Below are 26,577 nucleotides of genomic sequence, written 5' to 3'. Positions count from 1 at the left end.
TATTTACTGCTGACGCAATTACTGAGCCGGCGTGTTGATCTGCTTCTTCAATGCTTCGAGACGATCTTCGACGGACGGCCCGCGGTTAAGATCCGAGAGCTTGTCGTCGAGCGCCTTGCCGCTCTTCACGTCGGCCGAATTCAGGCGCGCGTCCGAACGGGCATTCGACAACGCAACCTTGTCTTCCAGCTTCTGGAAATCTTCGGACAGATTCTTGCCGCCGATACCGCCCAACGCCGTGGCTGCAACATCTTTAGCCTGAGCGATCTGCTGTTTGGCTTGCAGAATGTTCGAGCGCGCGTTCAGGTCGTTACGACGGCCACGCATGTCGTCGATCTGGCTCTTCAGTTGCGCAACCGATGGCTCCAGCGTGGTCAGCTCCCTGGCCAGCGCATCGCGCTCGGCTTCGGCTGTGGCTTGCGCGCCGAGGGCTTCACGTGCGAGTGCTTCGTCGCCGGATTGCAGGGCGCGCTTCGCGCCGTCTTCGTACTTCTTCGCCTTGTCGGCTGCAACATCGCGCTTGCTTTGCTGCGTGGCGACCTGCGCCTGAATCTCGATCAGCGAGTTCTCGGCTTTAGCAATGCTCTCGTCGAGTTCGCGCACGATCTGGCGCGAATCGCGCGACGGATCTTGCACGGAATCGGCTGCGTCGTTAAGGAGACCTTTAAGCGTGCGCGAAATGCTGTCAAAAAGCGACATGAAAACCTCCAAAGAATGAAATCGGCGCTGAATAAACCCACGCGCTTTAACTGCTTTCCAATGCTACTTTACGCCGCTGCGCGCAAAGCTGCGCAGCGTTCGGACCGGAGTTCGGGGCGCACACGCCAATTGCAATAGCGGCGCCGTAAATTTACGGTTTTGAAACGAATTGCAAACAGCCTGAAAACGCGCGGCGTGTCATTCAGCCGCTCGCGGATATTACACCACGCATTCTCTTAAAACCGCCTTAAAGGGCACGATGACGTAATCGCCAACTTTACGCACGGCGGGCAGGGCGCGACGACGTAATCGCCAACTCTGCGCGTGGCCGGTGTCGTGGATGTGAATAGGCGTGGCGCGTGCGCGGCGTGTCCGCGCTTCTTCACCCGCAACACGTCGATGCGTGATGGGTCGCGTCGTTTGACCGTGCCACTTTCGATTCAGGCGAAGCGGCCGCCTTCCGTGCTCGGATCGCTGCCCGGATCGTCTTCGTCGCGCGCGGCGTCGAGACGCGGACGCTTGAGCACGGTGCGCAACGGCGTTTCCACGTCGGCCGGGTTCTGCGCTGAGCCCGCAATCGATGCCGCCTTGGCCGCAGCGACGCGCCCCACGGCTTCGGCGGCTGCGGCGGCTTCTATTTCCTCGTCTGTCGCGGTAAGCGCGGCCAATACGCCGGCCGGCAGCAACGGTGCCGGGCTTCCACCCGCGGGTGTGCCCAACAATTCATCCGCATGCGCTGCGGCCGCGCCTGCTGCCGGCGCAGCGGATTCGTTGTTGCCGTGGGTCTGCAAGGCCGCCGGAAGCGCCGCCCGTGCATGGCGTGTGCCGCGCGCAACGCGCTGCAGCGCCGCGTCGAGCGCGTCCGGTGCGCGTGGTGCATTCAACCGGTCGACAATGCTGGCCGCTTTCACCTGCTCGCTGGTCGCGCCGAAGCTCAACACCGCGCGCCGCATCAGTTCGCTGACGCTAATACCCAGTTCTTCGGCGGTGGCGGCGATCGCGCGTTTCTGCGCGGTCGTGACGAATACGACGATGCGTTCGCTGGGCTTGTTCATGGTCGGCTCGCATACTTGTTGGCATTGGCGGTTCAAGGCGTGTATTTGGCGTACGCCGTCGCGCGCGTCGGTAACGACTCGCGCGCCGAGTCCATCATATGACGAGTTGCACCGATGCGGAACGGGCGCGACATGAAAATCCCGTGACATCAATGAGTTGTAGCGTTTCCGGCGGTCTTGTCCACAGGCCTTTCAACATTTTCTGTTGATAACCGCCCGCAGGCGGCGCCAGACGCTTGTATGGCTGGCGCGATCTGCCGCCGGGACGCCGCGCGAAGGGAATTCTTACAAAAAAACTGTCTTGGGCGCCGCTTGATTTCTTTAAAATGCGCTGTTACGTTGCGCCGGACGATGTCCCAGGCGTGCCGTGCGGCTGCCCGGGGGCGTAGGGCCGCGCGGTGTTTTGCGCCTCATGCAGTCCGTTTGCTATTGTCGTGTGTTCTGCCGCCTGATCGGCCGTTGCTGTGAGCCTTGGGTTCGCTGTCGGGCCCGGCGTGCGGCAACGGCGTTCGCGCTACGACCACGATCCATGCACGCGCCAGGAGCGTGTGCAGAAAGGCGTTCAGTTACGCGCCCACTATTCCAGTCATGCCAATCATCAAACGACCGCATTCTTCAAATTCTCCGGCTGGTGAAGACCGGGACTCCTACCACCGCACTCCAGGACGCAACGCTGCTTCGCGCGACGGGGAGGCCGGCCGCCGTTCGATCGGTGCGACCATCGCCATCTGGTTTGTCAGTCTGCTGGCGACTATCGCCGTGGTGGGCGCGCTGATTGCCGGTTACGCGCTCGTGGTGATGGGGCCGCAACTGCCGTCGCTCGACGCGCTGACCGACTATCGCCCGAAGGTGCCGTTGCGGGTCTACACCGCGGACCATGTGCTGATCGGCGAGTTCGGCGAAGAGCGGCGTAGCATCGTGCGCTTCCAGGACATTCCGGACCAGATGAAGAAGGCGGTGCTCGCGATCGAAGACTATCGCTTCTACGAGCACGGCGGCGTCGACTTCGTCGGCATTTTGCGTGCGGGTGTTTCCGACATCATGCACGGCGGCGCCTCGCAGGGTGCGAGCACGATCACGATGCAGGTGGCGCGCAACTTCTTCCTCTCGAGCGAGAAGACCTACACGCGCAAGATCTACGAAATGATGCTGGCGTACAAGATCGAGCGCGCGCTGACCAAGGATCAGATCCTCGAGGTCTACATGAACCAGATTTATCTGGGCGAGCGTTCGTACGGTTTTGCCGCGGCCGCACGCGTGTATTTCGGCAAGGATCTGAAAGACATCACGCTGGCCGAAGCCGCGATGCTGGCGGGCTTGCCGAAGGCACCGTCCGCGTATAACCCGGTGGTCAATCCGAAGCGCGCGAAGATCCGCCAGGAATACATTCTGAAGCGCATGCTCGAGCTGAAATACATCACCCAGGACCAGTACGATCAGGCCATCAAGGAAGAGATTCACACCAAGAATCCGGGCAACGAATACAGCGTGCATGCTGAGTACATCGCCGAAATGGTTCGCCAGATGATGTACGCGCAGTACAAGGACGAAACCTATACGCGTGGCCTGAACGTCACTACCACGATCGATTCCGCCGATCAGGACGCCGCCTATCGCGCGGTGCGCAAGGGCGTGATGGACTATGAGCGGCGCCACGGCTATCGCGGGCCGGAAGGTTTCGTGCAACTGCCCGCACCGGGCGACGACCGCGATCAGGCTATCGACGATGCACTCACCGATCACCCCGACAACGGTGAAATCATCGCCGGCGTGGTGACAGACGCGAATCCGAAGCAGGTGAAGGCGCAACTGGTCGACGGCACCGACGTGACGATCAGTGGCGACGGCCTGCGCTTTGCAGCCGGCGCGCTGAGCGCGCGTGCAGCCGCGGCCACGAAGATCAAGCCGGGCTCGATCGTGCGCCTCGTCGCCGACGACAAAGGTAACTGGCAGATCACGCAGCTCCCGCAAGTAGAAGGCGCGCTGGTTTCGCTGACACCGCAGGACGGCGCGATTCGCGCACTGGTGGGCGGCTTCGACTTCAACAAGAACAAGTTCAACCACATCACGCAGGCGTGGCGTCAGCCGGGTTCGAGCTTCAAGCCGTTCATCTATTCGGCGGCGCTCGACAAGGGTCTCGGACCGGCCACGATCATCAACGACGCGCCGCTGTACTTCCCGCCGAGCACGCCGGGCGGTGATGCGTGGGAGCCGAAGGACGACGACCAGCCGGACGGTCCGATGCCGTTGCGCCTCGCGTTGCAGAAGTCGAAGAACCTGGTGTCGATCCGCATCCTGTCGTTCATCGGCACCAAGTACGCGCAAGATTTCGTGACGCAGCGTTTTGGTTTCGACGCCGACAAGACCCCGCCGTATCTGCCCATGGCGCTCGGCGCGGGCCTCGTCACGCCGTTGCAATCGGCGGGCGCATACTCGGTGTTCGCGAACGGCGGCTACCGCATCAATCCGTATCTGATCAATGAAGTTACCGACGCGCGCGGTGAGCCGCTCTCGAAAGCGCAACCCCTGACGGCGGGCCAGGACGCGCCGCGTACGCTCGAACCGCGTAACGCGTACATCATGAACAGCCTGCTGCATTCGGTGGCCACGGCCGGCACGGGCGCGGGCACCAACGTGCTGCATCGTTCGGACTTGCAGGGCAAGACAGGTACGACCAACGACGCAAAGGACGGCTGGTTCGCCGGTTATCAGCAATCGCTGGTTGCGGTGGCGTGGATGGGTTACGACCAGCCGAAGAGTCTCGGTAGCCGTGAGTTCGGTGCACAACTCGCGTTGCCGATCTGGGTCGAGTACATGCAGCGCGCGCTGCGCGGTGTGCCGCAAAGCGAACCGGCGCAGCCTGACGGCGTGACTTCGGTCGACGGCGAACTGTTCTATACGGACATGACGCCGGGCAATGGTTTCGTGGCCAGCATCGGTCTCGATTCGGCGAATCCGACCGCTGGTGCGAGCGATGCGGTCGGCGGTGTGGGGCCTGCGGGTATGACGCCGCCGGCGGTGCCTCCGCCGAACGTGTCGTCGAACGAAAAGAAGCAGATCATGGATTTGTTCGAGACGAACAAGCCTTGATGCCCCCAAGGATGACTTCCTTCGGGGAGTCACCTGGGGGCGTAGCGAGTGCGTGCAGATGCGCGGGCCGCACACGCAAGTGTTTTTGAACGGGCAGGGCGATCGTTGCCTGGCGAAGATTTTGTCGCGCCACGGAGGCAGGCCCTTTGAGCAGTTTTTGTGCCTGCCCTCCGCAGTGTGTTTTAATCACGCCTACGGTGCTTTTATATTGGGTCCTATACGGGCGCTCGATTCCTCTAAGCGGTTTCGGCCTCCAGCACCGCTGCGTCTCGCCGCGAGCGAGATGCCCATCCTCAAAAGTCGCGCCGCGCGAGACCCGTTTAACGCGCGCGCATGCCACTTCCACCCGTGGGCAACTGCCAGGTTGTCGCGGCTGGAGTGTTTGTCACTCAGCATCCACCGGGTCGTTGCCTCGTGAAAAGTCGAATACTCATCTGTCTGATGACAGGTCTGCTGCGCGCGTTTGCTTTCCTGCCATATGGTGTTGTCGCGCGCATCGGCACCGGCATCGGTGCATTGCTGTACCGGATTCCTAGCGCGCGCCGGCGCGTCGTGCATACCAATCTGAAACTGTGTTTCCCCGACATGAGCGACGAAGCGCGCGAGCGTCTCGCGCGCGCGCATTTCTGTCATGTGATCCGCAGTTATGTCGAGCGCGGCCCGCAATGGTTCGGCAATGCGCAGGCGCTGGCACGCCTTGTCGAAGTGGAGAGCGCGATCGACCTTACCGACATGGAGGGTAAGCCGACGATTTTTGTGGGCTTCCATTTTGTCGGTATCGAGGCGGGTTGCATGATGTATTCGACACGGCATCCGGTTGCTTCGCTGTATACGCCGATGTCGAATCTGTTGCTCGATGCGATGGCCAAGCGGCAGCGCGGGCGCTTCGGTACGGAGATGATTCCGCGTAGCGATAGTGTGCGGCGAGCGTTGCGTGTTTTGCGTGGCGGTAAGCCGGTGATGCTGGCTGCGGATATGGATTTTGGGCTGCGGGATTCGGTGTTTGTGCCGTTTTTTGGTGTGCCGGCTTGTACGCTGACTTCTGTTTCGCGGATGGCGAAGGCTGGGAATGCGCGGGTGGTGCCGTTTGTGACTGAAGTCTTGCCGGACTATCGCGGCTATAAGCTGACTATTTTTGACGCGTTAGCTGATTTTCCTTCGGATGATGTTTCTGTCGATGCACGACGGATCACTGAATTCCTCGAGACGCAGGTGCGGCGGATTCCTGATCAATATTATTGGGTGCATAAGAGGTTTAAGAATCGGCCTGTCGGGGAGGCTGGGGTTTATTGACAGTTTTTTTTGCGCGTGGCGGCTGGGTGGGGTTTTGCCTTTTGCTTTTGCGGCGCGGTTTGTCGTCTGTATACCTACGGTGTTGGCCTTTTCTTGATTTCCTGGTGGTTTATTAGCGTCGCCCCTGTGCGGGGCAGGCACCTACTTTTCTTTGCCTGCCGCAAAGAAAAGCAACCGTATTGGAAGTCAAGCGACAGGCTGTTTCCGGGTGCTGGATTCTCAGTGCGGTTCGCCAGTCCGTACAGGCGAGCGCAGACCACGCGAGTGATCGCGTTCAGGCACAGCATCCGGGCAAAGCTATACCGCCGGTCAATTCATCGATGCGTTCCAGTGTGTGGCGTTGTGGACCATGGCGTTGAGCGTCACGATGAGCTTGCGAATGCACGCGGTCATGGCCACCTTGAATGGTTTGCCGGCCTTGCGCAGACGGTCATAGAAGGCTCTGATCACCGGATTGAAGCGCAGCGCAGGTATGCAGGCCATGTAAAGCGCGCGACGCACGATGGCGCGACCGCCCTGAATGCGACGCTTGCCGATGTGCTTGCCGCTGTCGCAATTGAACGGCGCGACACCGGTGAGTGCGGCAATTTCGCGACGGTTCAGCGAGCCGAGCTGGGGCATGAATGCAATCAGCGTGGCCGCGGCACCGGGGCCGATCCCGGGCACGGAGCGCAGCAGATCCTCCTTCTGACGCCAGGCGGGCGAAGAGCGCATGAACGAATCGATGTCCTTGTCCGCGACGGTGAGCTGCCGTTTGAGCCATTTGATGTGGTCGTTCAGGCTTTCCTTAGCTGCGGCGTGGGCGCGCTCCAGGCGGGCTTTTTCCGCCACCAGCATGTCGATAAGCTGGGCGCGGCGCAACAGCAGCGCCTGCAACTGCTCGGTCTGCACATCGTTCAACGGACGCACGACGGGTTTGATGACGGCGCCGAAATGGGCGATGGCGAACGCGTCGATGCGATCGGTCTTGGCGCGTCGGCCTGTGGCACGCGCGAAATCCCGAACCTGTCGGGGATTGACTGCGACAGCGGGCAGACCGGCCTCGCAGAGTGCCCTGAGCACAGCGAGTTCGAGCTTGCCGGTGGCCTCCATGACGATCAGTGTGGGGCTCAGCGCCATCAGACGCTGGACCAGCTGGTCGATGGCGGCGGTTTCATTGTCGACACTGAAATGTTCGGTAGTGTCGTGGATGGCAACGTCGAGGGTGCTACCACTGACGTCGATGCCGATATAAACGGAAGAGGAAGTCTGGTTCATCACGGTACCCATACTTGCAGGAAAATACGAGCTCGAGGCTCAGTCAACTGTTCGGGTTACGAGGATAAAAAGGACAGTCGCTCAGGCTTTTCTGCGGGCTCGAGGCACTGTAGGCAGACGAGCTGACTGTCCGTGTGGCGACAACTGATCGGGTCGACGCCACAGGAGGGAATATACAAGTAGGCAAAAGAAAGCGGCTCACACCGCTAGCTCATAAGCGGGTCCCCCGCGCAGCCACGGTAGTGGTGCATCTGGAATCTGTGTTCTCGCACATTCAGCGTGAGTGACAAGGGCGTCATTCTTCCGGCGGCGCTGCGCGCGCCGAGGCGGTACTTCAGTGTCACTCGCCTCATGGGGCGTGCCACATACATCTAAGGCTGATTTCGTTGTGCGCTCAAGCACTTAGTCCAGATGTCCAGGTGTTATCAACATGCCTGTCAACAAAATCTGTGGATAAGATGTTCCGCCGCATATACCCCTCCTCGCGAAGCGCGTAGTTGGTCACCTTTGCTTCCACTCGCGCCGCACGCAACAAACCGATCTGCATCAAGCACTTAAGCGCGTAGCCCCATGGTTATCAACAACCCTGTCAACATAAACTTGGGGATAAGTCCGCTCCCGTCAGTACGGAATCCCAGGTTTAGTTAGATGCGCCCACATTTGTCGCGGGACCTGGCGGTACCGCCGCTGCGGACGGCTCCGACTCCAATGGTGGATTTCCCATGGCCTGGAACAAGGCCGCCGTATCCGTCAGGCGGGCGCTCGTATAGCGGATCTCATCAAGCTGCGCGTTGCGAAACTGCTGCTCGCTCGATCGCGTCGACGTGATCGGTAACGCACCAAGGCGGTAACGTCCCGACGTTTCGTCGAAAATGCCCTGAGCCGAGCGCGCTGCTATGTTCGCGGCGTCGAGCGCCTGTGCGTCGTGCTGCAGCGCTGCGAGCGTATCGGCGACGTTCTGGAACGCGGCTAGCACGGTTTGCTTGTACTGCGAAACCGTGGCGTCATAGGTGTCGACCGCCGCACGGCGCTGCGCGAACAGGGCGCCGCCATGAAACAACGGTTGTGACAGGGATGCGCCAATACTCCATATCGCCCCCGCGCCGGATAGCGCCACCGGCCAGCTAAAACCGCCCTGTCCCATCGACGCACTCAGCGAGAGACTCGGGAACATCTGCGCGGTCGCGACGCCCACGTCGGCCGCCGCGGCCTTCAAGGCGGCGTCCGCGGCCTGAATGTCGGGCCGGGAGCGTAGCAACTCGGACGGCACCACCACCGGCACCTGCTCAGGCACATGCAGTTGCGCAAGATCGAGGTCGTCCGGGGCCGCGTCCGGTGTGCGGCCGAGCAGGACTGCCAAAGCGTGGCGCGTTGTCAGCCATTGCTGCTTCAAACCCGGCAAACTCGCGGACAGGCTCGCCGCACTTTGTTGCGCGCTCAACTGGTCGGCATGCGAAACGGCACCCAATGCGTAGCGTCGTTGCGTGTCGCGCGCCTGATCGTTGGCAATCGTCACGAGGCGCTCGGTGGTGTCGATCTGCGCATGCAACGCGGCGCTCGTGATCGCCGCCGTCACGATATTCGCGGCCAGTGCCCGGCGCGCGGCATCGAACTGATACGCCTGCACATTCACGCGAGCCGCGAGCGCAGCATCGGCGAGGCGCGAGGCGCCGAACAGGTCGAATGTGTAGTGCGCCTGCAATTGACCAACGAAGTCGTTGTACAGGAACGTATTCGGACCGGCCTCGGGAATCGCTAGCGCACGGTTGCGGGTGGCCTGGCCGCCCGCGTCGATGGTCGGGAGCATGGAACTGCCGATCTGTGCGCGCAATTGTTCTCGTGCGGCGGCGAGGCTCTTGTCCGTGGCGGCGAGCGTCGGGCTGTTGCGCAAACCCTCGTCGACCAGTGCGTTCAACGCATCCGATTGATACAGCTTCCACCATTCGGGCACGGGCTTCGCGCCGGCCACGAATTGCTGGGTGATGCCTTGCGCAGGCACAGTTTGCGTCGGTTGTGCCTCGGCGCCGTAATGAGCCGGTTGCGGCATCGCAGGCGGCTTGCCGTTCGGCCCGAACGAGCAGGCGGCCAGCACAAGCGCGGCGGCGCCGGGAAGCATGAGGCGCAGGTGTCGAGGGAATGCAAAGGTAGCCATGATCTCAGTTCCCCGAATGCGTCGTACCGGACGGCGCCGGTGGCTCGCGTTCATCGGTGCGTACTCTGAACGATGTGGCGTACAGGGCCGGCAGATAAAACAGCGTGAGGATGGTCGCGCTCGTAATGCCGCCCATCAGCGCGGTTGCCATCGGGCCGAAGAAGTTGGAGCGTAACAGCGGAATCAGCGCGAGCACGGCGGCTGCCGCAGTTAGCGTGATCGGCCGGAAACGCCGCACTGTAGCGCCGACGATCGCGTCGAAGCGCTTGTGTCCCGCAGCAATGTCCTGCTCGATCTGATCGACCAGAATCACGGAGTTGCGCATGATGATGCCGAACATGGCGATCACACCGAGCATCGCGACGAAGCCAAATGGCTGGCCGAACAGTAGCAGTGTGATCACTACACCGATCAGGCCGAGCGGAGCGGTCATCACGACCATCAGCACGCGCGCGAAACTCTGCAACTGGACCATCAGGAGCACCAGCACGGCGATAACCATGATCGGCATCTGCGCGTTGATCGATGTCTGCCCCTTGCCGCTTTCCTCGACCGAACCGCCGATTTCGATCCGGTAGCCAACCGGCAGCGTGCTGCGAATCTGGCTGAGGGCTTTATCGACTGCATGCGTGACGTCGATGCCTTGTGAGCCGGGCGCGACGTCGGACTGCACGGTGATGGTGGGTTGCCGGTCGCGTTCCCAGATCACACCGTATTCGAGGTCGTTGCGCAGATGGCCGAGCGTGCCGAGCGGCACCGGGCCGTTCGGCGTCGGCATGGCCAGCGTGACGAGCTTCGCGGGGTCGACGCGTTCCGCTTTAGGTGCGCGCAGATCGACGCTGATCAGCTTGTCGCGCTCGCGATACTGCGTGACGGTATAGCCGGAGAGCGTCATGGCGAGGAAGCTTGAGATGTCTTCCGAGCTCACGCCGAGTTCGCGCGCTTTCTTCTGATCGACTTCGAAGCGCACCGAGCGCTCGGCGGGCTCGTCCCAGTCGAACTGGACGTTGCTGGTGCCGCGGTCGGCGCGCATGGTCGCGGCGACGCGCTCGGCGATCGAACGCACAGTGGCGATATCGTCGCCGCTTACGCGGAACTGGACGGGATAGCCGACTGGCGGCCCATTTTCGAGGCGCGACAGGCGAGTGCGGATCGCCGGAAAGTTGTTGCGCAATTCCGGTTCGAGCCACTGCGCGAGCTTCTCGCGATCTTTCACGGATTTCGCCGTGATGACGAACTGCGCGAAATTCGGCTGCGGCAATTGCTGATCGAGCGGCAGGTAGAAACGCGGCGCACCGGTGCCGACGAAATTCACCGTATGATCGATTTCCGGACGGCCCACCAGCACTTTCTCCAGCCGCTCCGCTTGCCGCAACGTCGCTTCGAACGACGCGCCTTCGGGCAAGCGCACATCCACCAGCAACTCGGGGCGGTCCGAGCTCGGGAAGAATTGCTGCGGCACCAACGTGAAGCCTGCCATGGCCAGAATGAACAGCACGACGGTGATCGCCAGCACGACGAAGCGCCGCTCGATGCACCAACTGATCCAGCCACGCAGCCGCTTGTAAAAGCGGGTGTCGTAGATGTCGTGCTCGTGATCGTCCGCTTCGTGTTCCTGACGTTTGCGCTCCGGCAGCAAGTGATAGCCGAGTAGTGGAATCAGCACGACGGCCGCAAGCCACGACGCGATCAGCGCGATCGCCGACACTTCGAAGATCGAGCGCGTGTATTCGCCGGTGCTCGACTTCGCCAACGCAATCGGCAGGAAGCCGGATACGGTCACGAGCGTCCCGGTCAGCATCGGAAAAGCGGTACTGGTGTACGCAAAGGCTGCGGCGCGCGTACGGTTCCAGCCTTGCTCCAGTTTCACCGACATCATTTCGACGGCGATGATTGCGTCGTCGACCAGGAGCCCTAAGGCAAGCACCAGCGTGCCCAACGACACCTTGTGCAGCCCGATGTCGAACAGATACATGCACAGTGCCGTGACGGCGAGCACGACAGGAATCGAGATCACGACCACCATGCCGGTGCGCACGCCCAACGACAGCAGGCTGACGACTAGCACGATCGCAATCGCCTCAGCGACGGCTTCGAGAAAATCGTCGACCGAATGGGCCACCGCGTTCGGCATGCTCGACACTTCGACCAGGTGCAAACCGGCGGGCAGGGCGGCCCGCAGCTTGACCGTCTCCTGATCGAGCGCCTTGCCCAGACGGATCACATCGCCGCCCGGCTGCATCGTTACACCGATGCCGAGCACGGCCTTGCCGCCGGCGCGCATTTGCGTGGCGACCGGATCGTCGTAACCGCGCTTGATGGTCGCAATATCGCCGAGACGGAACGAGCGGTTATTAATGCGGATCAGCGTGTCGGCGAGCGCATTGACGTCCTTGAACTGGCCGGTGGGGCGCACGAACACGCGGTCGTCGGTGGTAGTCAGCGTGCCCGCCGGCGAGACACTGTTCTGCGAATTGATCGCCTGACCGAGTTGCTGCGGCGAGATGCCGAGGCGCGTGAGTTGCGTGTTGGCGATCTCGATGTAGATGTGCTGATCCGGATCGCCGAAATAATCGACTTTGCCGACGCCCGGCACACGCAGCAGCACCGTGCGCAACTGGTCCGCGTAGTCGTGCAGTTGCGCGGCGGAAAAACCGTCGCCTTCGAGCGTCCAGATGTTGGTGTAGACGTCGCCGAATTCGTCGTTGAAGAACGGGCCCTGAATGCCTGGCGGCAAGGTCGCTGCGATATCGCCGACTTTCTTGCGCACCTGATACCAGGTTTCGGGCACGTCCTTGACCGGCGCCGAGTCTTTCATCGAGAAGAACATCAGCGATTCGCCGGGACGCGAGTAGCTGCGAACGAAATCGATCGCGGGCGTTTCCTGCAATTTCCGGCCGATGCGGTCGGTGACCTGCTCCTGCACCTGGCGCGCGGTCGCGCCGGGCCAGAAGGTACGGATCACCATCACGCGGAACGTGAAAGGCGGGTCTTCAGATTGGGCGAGACGGGTATAGGCGAGGATGCCGAATGCGGTCGAGAGCGCGATCAGGAAGACCACTAGCGCCTGATGGCGCAGTGCCCATGCGGACAGGTTGAAGCGTCCTTCTTCATGCGTGGTGCTCATGAAGCGAAGTCCTCGGGATGCAGCGGCGGGATCACGTGGACTTTTTCGCCGGCGGTTACGGTGTGCACGCCTTGCAGTACGACGCGTTCACCGTCCTTGAGCCCCTGGCCGATCACGATCGTGCGTTCGTTGTAGCGGGTGACCGTCACGCGGCGCAGTTCTAACGCGTTATCCGTGGTACGCACGACCCACACGGCCGGCTGCATGCCGTCGTGGAACAGGGCGGTGGCAGGCACGGTGAAGGCACTGCCCTGATCAGCGGAATTTGCAGAGGAAGGCGCGGAAAGCGCGATGTCGGCTGTCATGCCGAGGTGCACGTCCGGGCCGGGATTGTCGAGTGTGAGCTTGGCGCGGTAAGTGCGGCTTTGCGGATCGGCGGCGGGCGACAGTTCGCGCACGCGCGCGTTGAAGCTGTGACCCGGCAGCGCGGCTAACGTGACCTTCGCGGTTTGCCCGACCGAGAGCGCGGCTAGCGCGCTTTCCGGCACGTCGCAGACCACGTCGATATCGCCGCTCCATGCGAGGTTGTAGACGGCTTGACCCGCGGACACATTCTGGCCGGTGTCGGCCTGTTCCGCGGTGATCACACCGGCGTGGTCGGCAATGAGCGTGGTGTACTGCAACTGGTCTTTCGACAGCGCCGTCTGCTGCGCGGCCTGGTCGCGCTGCGCGGCGGCTGACGCGTACGCATTGGTGGTCTGTTCGAGCTGTGCGGGCGCGATCAGGTTTTCCCTGGCCTGTGCCTGGTCGCGATCGAGTTGCTGCTTCGCATACACGAGACTGTGTTGCGCGGCTTCGAGTTGAGCCTGCGCGCTGGCGGCATTCTTCTGCGCATCCGCCGGGTCGAGCCGGGCGAGGATCTGCCCGTTCTTCACCACGTCGCCCAAACGTACCCGCCGCTCGACGATTTTGCCTCCGACGCGAAACGATAGCGGGGTGGAATAGCGCGCCTGCACTTCGCCCGGCAACGATGCCGCAGCCATTGCGCTGCCGTCCGCATGCACGGCGACGGCGACCACCGGACGCGGTGCGGGCGCGGCAACTTCTTTCTTCGAGCACGCGGCGAGCGTGACGATACCGGCGAGAGCGAGAGCGAATGCTGCGCGGCGCAAGTGCGCGGGACGGGCATACCGATGGAACTGCTGGCGCATCACAGACGATGCGGGAGATCCGGGACGCTTCACAATTACCCCAACTGGAGACAGCGAACGAACACGGCAAGCCGCAACGGCCCGCCAGCGAAGACCCGCGGCCGAAAACATGCAACCGGCATACGCGTCTGACTTCGAATGATTGGATGCATTCTAATACACACCTGTATTTGAATGTTGTAGTGAATTGGAATTCTTTTCGGTGCTAGACTTGCGCCCATGAAACGGCAACGACTTACACGCGAGCAGAGTAAAGACCAGACGCGTCTGCGTCTGCTCGACGCTGCGCAAGCAATTTTTATGAAGAAAGGCTTTGTTGCGGCGAGTGTCGAAGACATCGCAGCGGCGGCGGGTTATACACGCGGCGCGTTCTATTCGAACTTCCGCAGCAAGAACGAGTTGTTCCTCGAACTACTGCGGCGCGATCACGAGACCATGCAGGCGGGTTTGCATGCCATCTTCGAAGATGCGAGCTCGCGCGAGGAAATGGAAGAGCGCGTGCTGCGCTACTACAGCAGCTTGCATCGCGAGAACAAGTGCTTCCTGCTGTGGGTGGAGGCGAAGCTGCTCGCCGTGCGCGACGGCCGCTTCCGCATACGCTTTAACGCGTTCATGCACGAGAAGCTCGAACAGTTGAGCGCGTACATCCGCGAATTTTCGACGCGGGTCGGCACGCCGCTGCCGTTGCCGGCGGAGACGTTGGCGATGGGTTTGATGGGGTTGTGCGACGGCGTGCAGTTCTTCCACACGGTCGATCCGCAGAATGTGCCGTCGGAGATGGCTGAAACGGTGCTGGCGGGATTTTTCGCGCGCGTGGTGTTCGGGCGCGAGGCGTAATAGGTCTGACGAATGCCGGCGAATCAGCTCGCCGGCAACTGCGCGCAGGCGTCCGCAACCGGCGTGGCGCAGACGAACGAATACTGCCCGCTGTAGCGCAGGACTTCTTCACCGACATGCAGGACGACCTTGATCTCCGGGCACCGCTCATAAGCGATGAAGGCCGAACAGGCTGCGGCAGACCAGCAAACCAGTGAAAACGCGATTTTTTCGAGAAGCTGAAAACGATGTGGCATAGCGATATGTTCCTTTCGGGCGCTATATTACCAGCATGTAAGGGTTTATACCTATCTAATATCCGGAATAAGCCTCGCAATAGTGTCGCGAGCGCCTCAGAAAGCTGACCGGATTGTCATCTTCAGGTCAGGGTTGGGACATGGTCGGGTCGATACAATCGAATCGTTGGGCAAATCCGCGCGCGCCTTGTCGTGCGGGTCGACACAGGCGGCAGCGTTGCGCCGGCCCGGCTTTACCGAGGCAGGAGTCGTCCCATGAATCAATTGCAGTCGATGCGCGTATTCGTCAAGGTGGCCGACCTTGGCAGTTTCGTTCGCGCGGCGGGCGCGCTGGATCTTTCCACTGCCGTCGTCACGCGCCATGTCGCCGATCTGGAAGCACGCCTCGGCACGCGGCTGCTCAATCGCACGACGCGGCGCCTCTCGCTGACCGAATCCGGCACGACCTATCTGGAACGTGTACGCCACATTCTCGACGACCTGGAAGGCGTCGAGCAGATGGTGGTGGCACGCAATCACGAACCGGTCGGCACCTTGCGCATCGTCGCGCCGGTCGTGTTCGGGCTGCATAGCCTCGCGCCGGTGGTGCAGTCGTATGCCGCGTGTTATCCGGATGTGATGCCCGATGTCACGCTGGCGGACCGCCATGTCGATCTGGTGGAGGAGGGTTTCGACGTCGGCATCCTGGTTGCGCGGCAGATGCGCAGCGCGAGCATCGTCACGCGGCGTTTGACCACCGGCTACATGACGGTCTGCGCGACGCCCGCTTATCTGGCGCGGCACGGTACGCCGGTTCGCCCGCAGGATCTGTTGGCGCATCCGTGTCTGAGCCGGCCAGCCGAGCAGGGCGGCGACGAAAAGGTGTTCACCGGACCGCACGGTGAAGTCCGTGTGAGGCCCGCCAACGCGATTGCGGCGAACAACACCGAGATGCTGAGACAGTTCGCCCTGCTGGGCATGGGCGTAGCGATTTTGCCGAGCTATCTGATCGGCCGGGATCTGGCGTCCGGGCGCCTTGTGCCGTTGCTCGGCGATTACCGCCTGCCGCAAGTCGAAATTACGATTGCTTATCCCAGCCGCCTTCATTTGCCGGCCAAGGTGCGCACCTTTATCGATCACCTGGTCGCGCATTTCCAGCGAACCGACGAGCACGCGCGCGATCCGCGCGACACGATGGCGCGGCGTGCCGTTGCCAGCTCGCCGGTTTATGCCGACGACCTGCCGGTGTCCGCCTTGCCGGGCGACGCGACGCGGCCGAAGCACCAGGTCTCGCGCGCGCGAAGCCTGGTGTCGTCGCCGCTTTGACGAGCGTGCGGAACGCAGGAGCCTTCAGCACGCCTTAGAAACGCTTTTACTCAGGCCATGGTTTCGTTAGGACTGCCGAAAGCGAATGGCATATTGAGTACGTGCGGGAAGCGCATGTCTGATGCGAACAGCCAACCTGCCTAGATCCATACGTCATTTGCCGCCGTGCGTTCGTTGTGTTCTTCGCCGGTGTTCTTCACGCCACGCGGTTCGATCAGCAGCAGCTTGACCTCGCGTTCGGCATACGGTTTGTGCTCCGTGCCTTTGGGCACGACGAACATTTCTCCTGCCGAGAGCAGGACAGACCCATCGCGCATGTCGATGCGCAACTGCCCGTCGAGCACGATAAACGTTTCGTCGGTATCCGCATGTTCGTGCCAGACAAAGTCGCCTTCGATACGCACCAGCTTGAACTGGTAGTCGTTCATTTCCGCGACGACGCGTGGTTGCCATTGGTCGTTGATGAGCTGCAGCTTTTCAGCGAAGTTGATGGCGCGGTGAAGCTGTTGAGTCGTTTGATGGGTGGACATCGCGGTGCTCCTCCTGAGCGGTAGTGTCAGGCACCAGCGTACGGCGGAAGGCGCTATCGGGTCTTGTACGTTTGTGTGCGCGGCCGCCAGACAGCGGAATATCCGTCGAGCTGCCGCTTAACGCGCGCTGCGCACCGATGGCCCCAGCATCTTGAGCCAATGCGCCGGCGCAACGCCCCACGCGCGCTTGAAGTGCCGCGTCATATGGCTCTGGTCGGTAAAGCCGGCCGCCGCCGATGCGTCGGCGAGCGACACGCCCTGAACCGCGAGGCGGCGCACGAGATCGAGCCGGCGCATGGTCAGATAACGGTGCGGACTCGTGCCGAACAACGCACGAAAATCCCGCGACAGACTCCAGCGGTCGCGGCCAGCGGCTGCCGCCAGTTCGTCGAGTGTCACTGCGCTGTCGAGCGAGCCAAGCATATACTCGCGCGCCCGCTCCGCCGCGAGGTAATCTACCGGCCGGCGCGTCGCCGCCACACCAGCCACGGCGTCGAGCGCGATGGCCAGTTCGTAGAGCGCGTCGTCCTGTTCGAGCGAGTCGATTGCGCAGTCCATGGCGCGTAACAGGCTTTCGGTGGCCGCAAAGAGACGCGGATCGTTCGACAGGCCGTCTTCGAGAAATGGCAGCGGCTTGCCGCCAAGCACCTGCTGGAACAGTGCCGGGTCGACATAGATCATCCGGTAATGAAAGCCGTCGCGGGTGCCGGCCTGGCCGTCATGCGGTTCATCGGGATGCAGCACCATCGTGCCGCCGGGCAAGCTGTTACGCGTGCTGCCGCGATAGCGGAAGCTCTGCACGCCTGCCAGCGTGCGGCCGATCGCATAGGTATCGTGTCGGTGCATGGCATAGCCGGCATGATGAAAGAAGGCTTCGATTCGCTCGATGCCGCTCGCGCCGCCCGAATGTGGAGAGCGGTGGATCCAGTCTGCAGCAGGCTTCAGATCGGAGGAAAGCGCGTTCAGCCTCAGCACCTGCTTTCCGCTCATGCTCCAAGACCCGGCCCGTAATTGCCGCCAACCAGGCGCGTCACCGACGTCACGTCGGCGTAATCCTGCTCCGGCAAACCGTCGAGCATCGATATGACTTCGTTGCTTGCGCCGGCTTCGCGCGCGGCGTCGACTAGCGCGTCCTTGTATGTCGGGAAACTGACTTCGCGCAAAACGTCGGCGATCTGCAGATCAATCGATTCGCCGGGAATAGCCGATGCGGTCATGCAAGCGCTCCGAGGGATAGTGTTTTCAGGTCTGCAAGTGCTCGTTCTGGCCCGTGAAGCTTCGCTCCAGATGCCGCGACTTGGGCAGCGCGATAAATTGCCATTGTTGCGGACGATTCTGATCCGTGACAGCGACGTCCGGCGCCGCGGGGGCGACGGGTGCGGCGTCGGCGCGTTCGGCAAGGCTATTGGCGGCCGTGCCGTCCGGCGCGGTATGGACCGGCGCGGCGAAACACGAGGCTGACAGCGTCACCATGGTCAACAGTGTCGAGGTTTTCATCGCCCGACCTCCTAAGCTCATGCGGCGCTGACAGTTGAGTAAGTGCTGTGCCGTCCCCGCGTCGGAGGGAGGGCGCAACTACACACGGCATTGCGCTATGCGGGCAGCGTGCATTTACCATCTTAGATGGCAATCCGCTGCGGCGCGCGCGCAAAAGAGACAAAACCTCATTGTAGATTTCACATGATGGCAGGAAAAAGGCAGCGCGGTCACGAATGGTCGCACCGCGTTTATATTGCGCTGCAATAAATGCCGCGTCTAGCGCAGCACGTCGAACCGCGTCCACGGCCACGATGGCCGGTCACGCATATAGCCGTTGAGCCAGTTCCACTGGGGATGGCGCTTCATGAACGCCTGCGCGTCGAATGGGCGGCCGCACGGATGTCCCCAGCGGGCCGTGAACGCCATATTGCGCGCCATGTCGCTGTCGACCACCTTGCCGTCGTTGGCCCCCCACGGATTGAACGGCCCTTGATCGGAACCGCCGAAGCGCGCGTCGTCCAGTTCCAGATGCCCGCAGATGGTGCGCGAGCACGGGTTATCGTTGCGATCGAGATAGACGTCGTGATGATCGGCGATCATCGCTTTCGCAAGTTCGACATCGATCTTGCCGTGATGCATTTCTTCGAGCTGCATGAAGCGCAAGCGGCGCGCGCCGTTCTTGCGCACGTCCGTATAGTCTTCGCCTTCGCCGATGCATTCCTGGTTGCGGATCTTCAGATCGGTCGCGGTGTTGTAGCCGCTATAGAACGAATGGCACTTACTTAAGCCTGCATGGAGGAGAAGACGGGGGTAAGTGCTTGAAGAGAAAGGGAGGCGGCTGATCGAAGGATTGATAGGATGGTTGTTACCAGGCAAACACCGTCTCATTCCAAGGATCAGCCACCATGGATCGTAATTCACGAAGTCATCATAGGCAAACACGAAGCACAGTTCAAAGCCGGGCGCGCAGGACACAGTCTGTGGACTACTTCAACATACTGACGAGCCCGCAGCTATTGGCCGCCACCGAAGCGTATTTGCCAGCGCATCGAGAACGGCTGTATCCGCCGACGGTGACGCTGTCGATGTTCATGCGCCAGGCGCTGGAAGAGGATGCCTCCTGTCAGAAGGCAGTCAACGGGTGGGCCGCGCAGCGAGTTGCCGACGGGCTGCGGCCCACGAGCGTGCGCACGGGAGGCTACTGCCGCGCTCGCCAGAGACTGCCGCTGACAATGGTCCGGGAGTTGGCGCGCGAGACGGGGCGTCAACTGCACGAGCAGGCCGAGCCGGCCTGGAAGTGGCGCGGGCGCCCGGTCAAGCTGGTTGACGGCACCGGGATCTCGATGCCCGATACGCCGTCGAACCAGGCGCGCTTCCCACAGTCCAGTGCTCAGGCCGAAGGCGTGGGATTTCCGTTAGCCTATCTGGTTGCGGTGATCTGTCTGGCAAGCGGCGCAGTGCTGGAGGCGGCTGTCGGAACTTACGCGGGCAAAGGCAGCGGGGAGCTGACGGCGTTTCGCATGCTGGAAAACACGTTTCGTCGAGGTGACGTGATTGTCGCCGATGCCTTGTACTGCCACTACTTTCTGATGGCCTCAATGATCGCCGCCGGAGTGGATGTCGTGATGGAACAGCATGGGGCGCGCCGCACCGACTTTCGGCGAGGCAAGTCGCAGGGCACGCGCGATCACATTGTGACGTGGCCCAAACCCCGGCAGTGCCCCGCCTGGATGACGCGTGAGCAGTACCAGGCCTTCCCCGATGAACTGATGGTGCGCGAATGCAGGCTGCATCACCGGGTGCTGGTCACCACGATGCTTGATGCACACAAGACCAGCAAACAGGACCTCTCGCAGTTGTATGCCAGGCGCTGGAACGTGGAACTGGATCTACGTAACATCAAGACGACGATGGGCATGGATGTGCTGCATTGCCAGACTGCCCACATGAACGAGAAGGAGATGTGGGTCCATCTGCTGGCCTACAACGTGATTCGGCTGCTGATGGCCCAAGCCGCCAGCCACTGCGCCACCGATCCGAGAACACTGAGTTTCAAGCACGCCGTGCAGCTATGGACTGAATGGCTGGCCAGGGGTCTGACGGCAACTCACGACCAGAGTGTCCTGTTCAAGCTGATCGCGCAGTCTCGTGTTGGGAACCGCCCCGGTCGCATCGAACCACGAATGCGCAAACGAAGACCGAAGTCTTATCCATGGCTGAAAGAGCCTCGTCACATCGCACGCGAGCGCGTCCGAAAATATGGGCACGCTCCTCGGGCTCGGGCTTAAGTAAGTGCCATTCGCTATAGAACCCGTCTTTCGTGCTTTCGAAGCCGGAATAGTGCAGCCCCAGTTCGTAGCGCGCGATCTCGCCCGTTTTGGTGTCACCGAGCAGCCAGCTGTTCGCATAGCCGCCGTTATTGGCGACCGCGAACATCTCGCACCATTCGCCGATGTTGTTCGCATATTGCGACGCGCGCCGCGACCGGTAGAACTCCGGCGCACCCGCTGCGTTGTAGCCGACAAAGTTGGAGATGGTGGTTTCGGTGACCATCAGGCCGGCTTGGGTGACCCAGAAATCGGTGAGGCTGGAGATGCAGCCGGGCAGGCCCTGCATCAGGATGCGATTGCCGCGATCCGGCACGATGTCGAACACCACATTGAACGCGTCGCCCGCGGCGTAGCGGTCCCACGAGTTGTGCGCCATCACGATGCGGCCGTCCCGGGTGGCATTGCCGGTGGCGATGAACGCGCTGCAGTGATGGCCGCGGCGCCCGCGCCACGGTTTCAGGCCGAGCTGCGGTTGCTGGGCCGCCGCGTGGCTCGGCCACCAGCTTTGCAGCAGATCCATGTAGCCGTTCCACGCCAGCACTTCGGCGAACGGCAGCTTCGCGCCGTCGGCGATGCCCTGGATTTCGTCGGCGAATTCAGTGTCGAGTTTGTTGGCGAACTGGGCGACGGCGGCGTTGACGAAGGTGTCGAAGTCTTCGCCGGTGTCCCATTTCGCAAGGTAGCGGGCAGTGTGGATCGCGTTCTGGATTTCAGTGGCGAGCAACTGGCCGTGCTGCTCGCCGCGATCGTACGGCTCGCCTTCGATATGCAGAAAAATCCAGCCCGCCTGATCGCGGCGTACGGCATCGAGGGACGGTTCGCTCATCTTCGCTCCGATCGAAGGGCGGGCGTCTCGGTGCGCCCGTCTTGGCGTAACGCGCGCTGCTCACAATCGCTGCAGCGGTCTCCTCATTGTAGAGAATCTGCCGCGCTTTGCACGGCTGAGAAGGAGGGGGGAGCCGCGGCGCCATGCCGTCCGGACTCGACGAACGGTATGGCGATTAAGCGACTCAATTGCTCGAAAGCTCGAAAGCTCGAAAGCTCGAAAGCTCGAAAGCCCGAAAGCCCAAGCCCCGGCCTAGCGCGTCGGATTCATCCGGAAATACGCGTCGAGCAGCGATGTCTTGTAGACCACGCCCGCCAGCTTCGGATCCGCCGTGCTTTCGACTACCGGCAGCCGCTCCCCCTGGAATGCCATGAAGTGCTGCAGCGCAACGCCGAGCGGCATATCCGGTGTGAGTACATCGAAATGCGGCTGCAGATAATCCGCGGCGGTTTTCGTGGCGGTGTCGCGCTTGTCGAGCAGATCGGATGTGATGTCCTTGAGTGCGACCACGCCGAGAAACGCGCCGGACTCGTTGGCCACGTACAGATATTTCACCGGATATTCGAGGAACACGCGCGTCATATCCTGCACGGTCGCGTTCGGTGCCACGACGGTTTCGGCGGGGCGGATCAGCTCGCGCATCTGCGTGGCGCGCAGACGGGTGCGCTCCTGTTCTTCCTGGTTGCGTCGCAATGTGATTTCGTACATCGACGTCTTGCCGATCGCGCGCGACACGAAATACGCGACCACGCATGACAGCATCAGCGGCAGCACCACCTGATAGCTGAGGGTCATTTCGAAGATCATCAGGATCGCCATCAGCGGCGCCTGTGTAGCGCCGGCGAGAAACGCGCCCATGCCGACCATCGCATAGGCGAACGGCGCCGAGGTGCCGTGCGGCCACAAGGCGTGCATGCCGAGGCCGAACAGCGAGCCGACTACCGCGCCGACGAAGAGCGTCGGCGTGAACACCCCGCCGATCGCGCCCGAACCCACGGTTGCCGACGTCGCGACGATCTTGAACACCAGCACGAGGACGAGCGCGGTCCACGTCCACGGCGAATGCAGAATGGAGTTGACGACGCTGTAGCCGTTGCCCCACACCTCGGGCGTCCACACCGACAGAATGCCGACGATCAGACCGCCTAACGCCAGCCGGATGGGTAGCGGCACAGGTAGCTTGCGAAAGTTTGCTTTCGAAAAGTCCATCAGCCGCAGAAACTGCGGCGCGGCCGCACCGCACAGCAGCCCGAGCGCGACGAACAGCAGAACTTCAGCACCCGCCACCGGCGGAAACACTGGCATTTCGTATGGCGGCTTGTAGCTGGTGAACTCGCGCATCGTGATGTTGGCGACCACCGCCGAGACCACCACGGGGCCGAAGCTTTCCATCACGATCGAGCCGAGCACGATTTCAGTGACAAAAAACGCGCCGGCAATCGGCGCACTGTACGCAGCGGTAATCCCGGCCGCGGCCCCGCATGCGACGAGCAGGCGCAGACGCGGCGGATCGAAATGCACCCAGCGGCCGATCAGCGACGCAGCCAGCGCCGCGAGTTGCACCATCGGCCCTTCACGGCCGATCGAGCCGCCGCTCGAAATCGTGAACAGCGACGACACGCTGCGCCAGAAGCTCAGCTTGACCGGCACCACACCATCGCCGATGGCGACCGCTTCCATGTAGTCGATGTGGTTGCCCTTGTCGAGGTGACGCTGCGCGATCAGCAGGAAGAAGCCGGCGATCAGGCCGCCCGCGGCAGGCAACCACACACGTACCGTCCACGGCAAGCCACGCGCCATTTCGACGAAACTGCCGGACTTGCCGACAACCGCCAGTTGCAGCAACGCGATGCCCTCGCGAAAGGCAATCGTCGCGAACGCGCCCGCGACGCCGACTACCACCGACCAGACCAGCATCGTATGGGCGTCGGACAGACGGAACAGGGTTTGGGCGCGGGTGCGCAGCTTCAGCAGGAATGAAAGCACGTCGGCAGGAGAGGGCGTGATGGGTGGATGAAATGTGCGTACGGTAACAGCATCGCGCCCGCTGTCGGAAGCGGGCGCGATGCGGAGGGTTCGCGAAGGAGGGCGGCGTGGATCAAGTCCCCGCCTTGTCGAGTTCCGGGTAGTGCCGGAAGATGCAGGCCTCGTTATGCGCGATGCGCCGCTCGGACTGAAGATAAGCAGCGATGTTCGGCCGCTCGATCACCGCGTCGTGCAGCGCCGCGAGGCGCGGATAGTGCTCGCCGAAACGCTTGAGCGCGCGCGGAAACGCGTACAGCAGACCGTCGATCAGCTGGAACATCGACAAGTCGACGTAGGTGAGCGCGTTGCCCACCATGAACGCATCGCCGGCCGGGTTCTGTTTCAGCACGCGCTCGAAGTACGTCATGAACTTCGGAATCCGGTTGTCGATGAAGTCGTGCGCGCGCACTTTGGCGGCGTCTTTCTGGTCTTCGTAGTATAGGGCGCTAGCAAGCGGATGATGCGTGTCGTGCGCTTCGGTCACCATATCCGCGATCGTCAATTGCAGTCCGTTGGCCACGTAGCGCAGGCTTTCAACCAGGGGCGCGAGATTGAGCTTCGGGCCGAGGTAGAACAGGATGTTGGCGGTCTGCGCGATTACCAGATCGCCGTCCTTCAGAAACGGCGGCGCGAATGGCGGGTAGGGCTCGTCGCGGCTCTTCATCACGCTCATCATCGCGCTCGTGCCCAGGCCGTCTGACGGCTCGCCGCGCGCCACTTCCACATAATCCGCGCCGGCTTCCTCCAGCGCCAGCCGCACGAATTCGCCGCGGCCTTGCAGGCCGTCCCAATAGTAAAATTCCAGGCTCATCGATCGATCCTCATTCCGCTTGCATGAACGGGTTTGCATGAACTGGTTACGTCAGCAACCAGTATGCCGCGCATGCGTGCCGGATGGGTCTCCTGAACGCACAAAACCCCGCACGCGGCGGGGTGGGTGGGGAGGCGAGGGCGCTTTAGCCGAACAGGTGCTGGACAGTCCATGTAATACCCAGTCCGCCGGCAATCAACCACACGTACAGAATGAAGCCGGTGGTCAAGGCGCGGGGGCCGGCCTGACGGATCTGCGAGATGCGGGTTTCGATACCGAGCGCGGTCATGGCCATGGTGAGTGCGAAGGTGTCGAGCATGTTCAGCGTGCTGGTCGCGTTTTCGGGCAGCACGTGCAGCGAGTTGATCACGACGAAGGCAAGGAAGCCGAGCGCGAACCAGGGAATCGCCAGCTTGCGCCGAGCGTGTTGCTTGCCGTCTTCGGCCGTAGCAGTGGTGGCCGCGCTGCGTGGCGAGCGGTTCACCCACATGCCGACGATCAGCAGCACCGGCACCAGCAGCATCACGCGGGTCATCTTGACGATGGTCGCGATGTGGGTCGCTTCCGGGCTGACATTGCTCGCCGCGCCCACCACCTGCGCCACTTCATGAATCGTGCCGCCGAAGAACAGGCCCGCGCCAACCGTGTCGAGATGCAGCCAGCCCGCCTTGAACAGCACCGGGTACAGGAACATCGAGAGGGTGCCGAACAGCACCACGCTGCCCACGGCCATGGCGCTTTTATGCGGCTTCGATTGCAGCGTCGACTCGAACGCGAGTACCGCAGCCGCGCCGCAGATCGCGCTGCCCGCAGCCGTGAGCAAGGCCGTGTCGCGGTCGAGCTTCATGATCTTCATGCCGGCCCATGTGCCGATCACCAGTGTGCTCGCGACGATCAGCACCGATTCAGCAAGTCCGGGCAAACCGACCTGAGCGATTTCCTGCAGACTGACGCGCAGCCCGAAAAACGCCACGGCGATGCGCAGAAGCTTGCGCGCCGAGAAGTTGACGCCGGCCGCCCAGCTTTCGGGCATGCCGTCGCGCAGCGCGTTGCCGTAAATGGCGCCCGCCACGATACCGACGATCAGTGGGCTCAAACCCAAACCGGCGATGGCCGGAATCGCAGCGATGCGCGTCACGGCTGCGGCAAACAGCGCAACGAACAGAATGCCGTTGAGCTGGCCGCGGGTGGAGGATCCCGAAGACCCGGCAGGTGTGGCAGAAGCAGTGAGATGAGCGGTGGGCATGGCGTAGTGCCTTCCTATGACTGTCTTGATTCGATAGGTCTAATCCTAAATTAGATATATCGATATGAAAAATCATGATTTAGGATGTAAGGTATCGGCTCTACGGATACTTCGACCGCCATGACCCCGGATCAACTTATAACGTTTGCTGCCGTCGCCGAACATCGCAACATCAGCCGGGCGGCGGTGGCGCTGCATTTATCGCAGCCGGCGGTGTCCGGCCAATTGCGGCAACTCCAGGACGAATTCGGCGAACCGCTTTACCTGCGCGATGGCCGCGGCGTGCGCCTGACGCCCGCCGGCGAGCAACTCGCCAGCTACGCCACGCGGCTGCGCGATACATGGCGGCAGGCGCATGCGTACCGCGACGCGCTGCGCGGCCTTGAGCAGGGCACCTTACGCATCGGCGCCAGCACGACGCCCGCGAGCTATCTGCTGCCGTACCTGATCGCCGACTTTCATCGCCGCTATCCCGACGTGACGCTGCATACCGCCGACGGCAACACCACGGACATCGTCGGCGCGCTGGGCTCGGTGGATATCGCCATGATCGAAGGGCCGGTCGGCGCGGATTTGCCGCCGGACACCGCGGTGCATGCGTGGCGCGAGGACGAGATCGTCGCGATCATGCCGCGCACGCATCCGCTCGCGCAGGCGGGGGGCGCAGGCGGGCCGGGCATGACGGACGGGCTGCACATCAATGGCGGGCGGGCGGAACTGGCGGCGTTCGGCCCGCATCCGCTGGTGTTGCGCGAAGCCGGGTCGGGCGTGCGGCAGATTGTCGAGCGTGCCTTTGCCCGGGCGGGTGTGCCGATGCGCGTGGCCCTGGAGATTGCCGGCGTCGAAGGCGTCAAGGAGGCGGTGCGGGCGGGAATGGGCATCGGTTTCGTCTCGGCGATGTCGATGCGGCATGAGGACGGCGCGCTGTGCCGGTTCTCGTTGAGCCCCGAGCCGCTGACGCGGCGTCTGTCGATTCTGGTGCCCCACGCGAGTGCCCCGTCGCGGGTAGTCGAGCAGTTCCTCGCGTTATGTCTCGCGGATGGGCCCTGATCGGGATCTCCTGGGGATTTCCACTATGGTGCGCGACGGCGGGCTCGGCGCACTATTCGGTCATCCAAGGCGCTTCGG

20 protein-coding genes and 2 pseudogenes are annotated in these 26,577 nt (G+C 62.3%); 6 read left to right on the top strand and 16 right to left on the bottom strand.

The annotated features are described in order from the left end of the window. Window positions 1-18: 18 nt before the first annotated feature. Together ACUN0E_RS31965 and ACUN0E_RS31960 are read right to left on the bottom strand one after the other, a co-directional pair. A complete protein-coding gene (locus ACUN0E_RS31965; RefSeq protein ID WP_445569078.1) occupies window positions 19-699 on the bottom strand; it encodes a PspA/IM30 family protein in 681 nt (226 codons plus the stop codon). 440 nt (window positions 700-1,139) lie between these two features. Next, a complete protein-coding gene (locus ACUN0E_RS31960; RefSeq protein WP_408223381.1) occupies window positions 1,140-1,754 on the bottom strand; it encodes a hypothetical protein in 615 nt (204 codons plus the stop codon). Between the two features lie 588 nt (window positions 1,755-2,342). On the opposite strand from ACUN0E_RS31960, the gene ACUN0E_RS31955 reads away from it, so the two are divergent. Beyond that, window positions 2,343-4,844 carry a penicillin-binding protein 1A gene (locus ACUN0E_RS31955; protein WP_408223379.1) on the top strand — a complete coding sequence of 834 codons (2,502 nt, stop codon included), beginning with the start codon at window positions 2,343-2,345 and terminating at the stop codon, window positions 4,842-4,844. Window positions 4,845-5,258: 414 nt separating this feature from the next. Beyond that, the gene (locus ACUN0E_RS31950; protein WP_445569077.1) at window positions 5,259-6,137 is read left to right on the top strand and encodes a lipid A biosynthesis lauroyl acyltransferase; all 879 of its coding nucleotides are present in this window, start codon (window positions 5,259-5,261) and stop codon (window positions 6,135-6,137) included. A 309-nt stretch (window positions 6,138-6,446) separates the two neighbouring features. Here the strand turns inward: ACUN0E_RS31950 and ACUN0E_RS31945 are convergent, their stop codons facing one another. From ACUN0E_RS31945 to ACUN0E_RS31930, 4 genes are all read right to left on the bottom strand, one after another. Then, window positions 6,447-7,394, bottom strand: coding sequence for an IS110 family transposase (locus ACUN0E_RS31945; RefSeq protein WP_445568457.1), 948 nt, complete (start codon window positions 7,392-7,394; stop codon window positions 6,447-6,449). A gap of 640 nt (window positions 7,395-8,034) precedes the next feature. After that, window positions 8,035-9,546, bottom strand: a complete 1,512-nt coding sequence (locus ACUN0E_RS31940; protein ID WP_408335790.1) for an efflux transporter outer membrane subunit — start codon at window positions 9,544-9,546, stop codon at window positions 8,035-8,037. 4 nt (window positions 9,547-9,550) lie between these two features. After that, window positions 9,551-12,673, bottom strand: coding sequence for an efflux RND transporter permease subunit (locus ACUN0E_RS31935; protein ID WP_408510257.1), 3,123 nt, complete (start codon window positions 12,671-12,673; stop codon window positions 9,551-9,553). Further along, window positions 12,670-13,824 (bottom strand): efflux RND transporter periplasmic adaptor subunit, encoded by a 1,155-nt coding sequence (locus tag ACUN0E_RS31930; RefSeq protein WP_445569076.1) that lies wholly within the window; start codon window positions 13,822-13,824, stop codon window positions 12,670-12,672. Before ACUN0E_RS31930 ends, ACUN0E_RS31935 begins: the two co-directional genes overlap by 4 nt. A 219-nt stretch (window positions 13,825-14,043) precedes the next feature. On the opposite strand from ACUN0E_RS31930, the gene ACUN0E_RS31925 reads away from it, so the two are divergent. After that, window positions 14,044-14,661 (top strand): TetR/AcrR family transcriptional regulator, encoded by a 618-nt coding sequence (locus tag ACUN0E_RS31925; RefSeq protein ID WP_445569075.1) that lies wholly within the window; start codon window positions 14,044-14,046, stop codon window positions 14,659-14,661. 23 nt (window positions 14,662-14,684) lie between these two features. Here ACUN0E_RS31925 and ACUN0E_RS31920 read toward each other — a convergent pair whose 3' ends face one another. Further along, on the bottom strand, window positions 14,685-14,897 hold the full coding sequence (locus ACUN0E_RS31920) for a hypothetical protein (RefSeq protein ID WP_120347811.1): 213 nt from the start codon (window positions 14,895-14,897) through the stop codon (window positions 14,685-14,687). 255 nt (window positions 14,898-15,152) lie between these two features. On the opposite strand from ACUN0E_RS31920, the gene ACUN0E_RS31915 reads away from it, so the two are divergent. Next, window positions 15,153-16,202: a LysR family transcriptional regulator gene (locus ACUN0E_RS31915; RefSeq protein ID WP_408335784.1), complete on the top strand. Its 1,050-nt coding sequence runs from the start codon at window positions 15,153-15,155 to the stop codon at window positions 16,200-16,202. 140 nt (window positions 16,203-16,342) lie between these two features. On the opposite strand, the gene ACUN0E_RS31910 is transcribed toward ACUN0E_RS31915, so the two are convergent. The 5 genes and pseudogenes from ACUN0E_RS31910 to ACUN0E_RS31890 form a co-directional block, all read right to left on the bottom strand. Further along, window positions 16,343-16,732, bottom strand: a complete 390-nt coding sequence (locus ACUN0E_RS31910; RefSeq protein ID WP_445569074.1) for a cupin domain-containing protein — start codon at window positions 16,730-16,732, stop codon at window positions 16,343-16,345. Window positions 16,733-16,849: 117 nt separating this feature from the next. After that, window positions 16,850-17,722: an AraC family transcriptional regulator gene (locus ACUN0E_RS31905; protein WP_445569073.1), complete on the bottom strand. Its 873-nt coding sequence runs from the start codon at window positions 17,720-17,722 to the stop codon at window positions 16,850-16,852. Beyond that, window positions 17,719-17,949 carry a DUF2795 domain-containing protein gene (locus ACUN0E_RS31900; RefSeq protein WP_408223363.1) on the bottom strand — a complete coding sequence of 77 codons (231 nt, stop codon included), beginning with the start codon at window positions 17,947-17,949 and terminating at the stop codon, window positions 17,719-17,721. The genes ACUN0E_RS31905 and ACUN0E_RS31900 overlap by 4 nt, the downstream gene beginning before the upstream one ends. A 25-nt stretch (window positions 17,950-17,974) precedes the next feature. Then, window positions 17,975-18,229 carry a hypothetical protein gene (locus tag ACUN0E_RS31895; protein WP_408484070.1) on the bottom strand — a complete coding sequence of 85 codons (255 nt, stop codon included), beginning with the start codon at window positions 18,227-18,229 and terminating at the stop codon, window positions 17,975-17,977. 258 nt (window positions 18,230-18,487) lie between these two features. Next, window positions 18,488-18,979, bottom strand: a pseudogene (locus ACUN0E_RS31890) (C45 family autoproteolytic acyltransferase/hydolase); the annotation flags it as partial. A 137-nt stretch (window positions 18,980-19,116) separates the two neighbouring features. Between ACUN0E_RS31890 and ACUN0E_RS31885 the strand changes: the two are divergent. After that, window positions 19,117-20,499, top strand: coding sequence for an IS4 family transposase (locus ACUN0E_RS31885; protein ID WP_445566105.1), 1,383 nt, complete (start codon window positions 19,117-19,119; stop codon window positions 20,497-20,499). Window positions 20,500-20,503: 4 nt separating this feature from the next. Here the strand turns inward: ACUN0E_RS31885 and ACUN0E_RS31880 are convergent. From ACUN0E_RS31880 to ACUN0E_RS31865, 4 genes and pseudogenes are all read right to left on the bottom strand, one after another. After that, window positions 20,504-21,367: pseudogene (locus tag ACUN0E_RS31880) on the bottom strand (C45 family autoproteolytic acyltransferase/hydolase); the annotation flags it as partial. Window positions 21,368-21,619: 252 nt separating this feature from the next. Then, window positions 21,620-23,353, bottom strand: coding sequence for a ClcB-like voltage-gated chloride channel protein (locus ACUN0E_RS31875; RefSeq protein ID WP_408389030.1), 1,734 nt, complete (start codon window positions 23,351-23,353; stop codon window positions 21,620-21,622). A gap of 112 nt (window positions 23,354-23,465) precedes the next feature. Further along, entirely contained in the window at window positions 23,466-24,203 is a 738-nt protein-coding gene (locus tag ACUN0E_RS31870) for a glutathione S-transferase (protein ID WP_445569072.1), read from the bottom strand. Window positions 24,204-24,348: 145 nt separating this feature from the next. Further along, window positions 24,349-25,449 carry a YeiH family protein gene (locus tag ACUN0E_RS31865; protein WP_445569071.1) on the bottom strand — a complete coding sequence of 367 codons (1,101 nt, stop codon included), beginning with the start codon at window positions 25,447-25,449 and terminating at the stop codon, window positions 24,349-24,351. Window positions 25,450-25,569: 120 nt separating this feature from the next. Here ACUN0E_RS31865 and ACUN0E_RS31860 point away from each other — a divergent pair, with 120 nt between their 5' ends. Further along, a complete protein-coding gene (locus ACUN0E_RS31860) occupies window positions 25,570-26,499 on the top strand; it encodes a LysR family transcriptional regulator (protein ID WP_408223351.1) in 930 nt (309 codons plus the stop codon). Window positions 26,500-26,577: the final 78 nt, after the last annotated feature.

Source organism: Paraburkholderia sp. D1E (genome assembly GCF_052682275.1).
This window is presented reverse-complemented; position numbering and strand designations above follow the sequence as displayed.

Coding starts and splice junctions, on each gene's coding strand:
- ACUN0E_RS31920 (WP_120347811.1), bottom strand. CDS start 14,897: ATGCCACATCGTTTTCAGCTTCTCGAAAAAATCGCGTTTTCACTGGTT.
- ACUN0E_RS31910 (WP_445569074.1), bottom strand. CDS start 16,732: ATGTCCACCCATCAAACGACTCAACAGCTTCACCGCGCCATCAACTTC.
- ACUN0E_RS31905 (WP_445569073.1), bottom strand. CDS start 17,722: ATGAGCGGAAAGCAGGTGCTGAGGCTGAACGCGCTTTCCTCCGATCTG.
- ACUN0E_RS31965 (WP_445569078.1), bottom strand. CDS start 699: ATGTCGCTTTTTGACAGCATTTCGCGCACGCTTAAAGGTCTCCTTAAC.
- ACUN0E_RS31860 (WP_408223351.1), top strand. CDS start 25,570: ATGACCCCGGATCAACTTATAACGTTTGCTGCCGTCGCCGAACATCGC.
- ACUN0E_RS31865 (WP_445569071.1), bottom strand. CDS start 25,449: ATGCCCACCGCTCATCTCACTGCTTCTGCCACACCTGCCGGGTCTTCG.
- ACUN0E_RS31870 (WP_445569072.1), bottom strand. CDS start 24,203: ATGAGCCTGGAATTTTACTATTGGGACGGCCTGCAAGGCCGCGGCGAA.
- ACUN0E_RS31900 (WP_408223363.1), bottom strand. CDS start 17,949: ATGACCGCATCGGCTATTCCCGGCGAATCGATTGATCTGCAGATCGCC.
- ACUN0E_RS31945 (WP_445568457.1), bottom strand. CDS start 7,394: ATGAACCAGACTTCCTCTTCCGTTTATATCGGCATCGACGTCAGTGGT.
- ACUN0E_RS31885 (WP_445566105.1), top strand. CDS start 19,117: ATGGATCGTAATTCACGAAGTCATCATAGGCAAACACGAAGCACAGTT.
- ACUN0E_RS31960 (WP_408223381.1), bottom strand. CDS start 1,754: ATGAACAAGCCCAGCGAACGCATCGTCGTATTCGTCACGACCGCGCAG.
- ACUN0E_RS31940 (WP_408335790.1), bottom strand. CDS start 9,546: ATGGCTACCTTTGCATTCCCTCGACACCTGCGCCTCATGCTTCCCGGC.
- ACUN0E_RS31935 (WP_408510257.1), bottom strand. CDS start 12,673: ATGAGCACCACGCATGAAGAAGGACGCTTCAACCTGTCCGCATGGGCA.
- ACUN0E_RS31915 (WP_408335784.1), top strand. CDS start 15,153: ATGAATCAATTGCAGTCGATGCGCGTATTCGTCAAGGTGGCCGACCTT.
- ACUN0E_RS31895 (WP_408484070.1), bottom strand. CDS start 18,229: ATGAAAACCTCGACACTGTTGACCATGGTGACGCTGTCAGCCTCGTGT.
- ACUN0E_RS31955 (WP_408223379.1), top strand. CDS start 2,343: ATGCCAATCATCAAACGACCGCATTCTTCAAATTCTCCGGCTGGTGAA.
- ACUN0E_RS31930 (WP_445569076.1), bottom strand. CDS start 13,824: ATGCGCCAGCAGTTCCATCGGTATGCCCGTCCCGCGCACTTGCGCCGC.
- ACUN0E_RS31925 (WP_445569075.1), top strand. CDS start 14,044: ATGAAACGGCAACGACTTACACGCGAGCAGAGTAAAGACCAGACGCGT.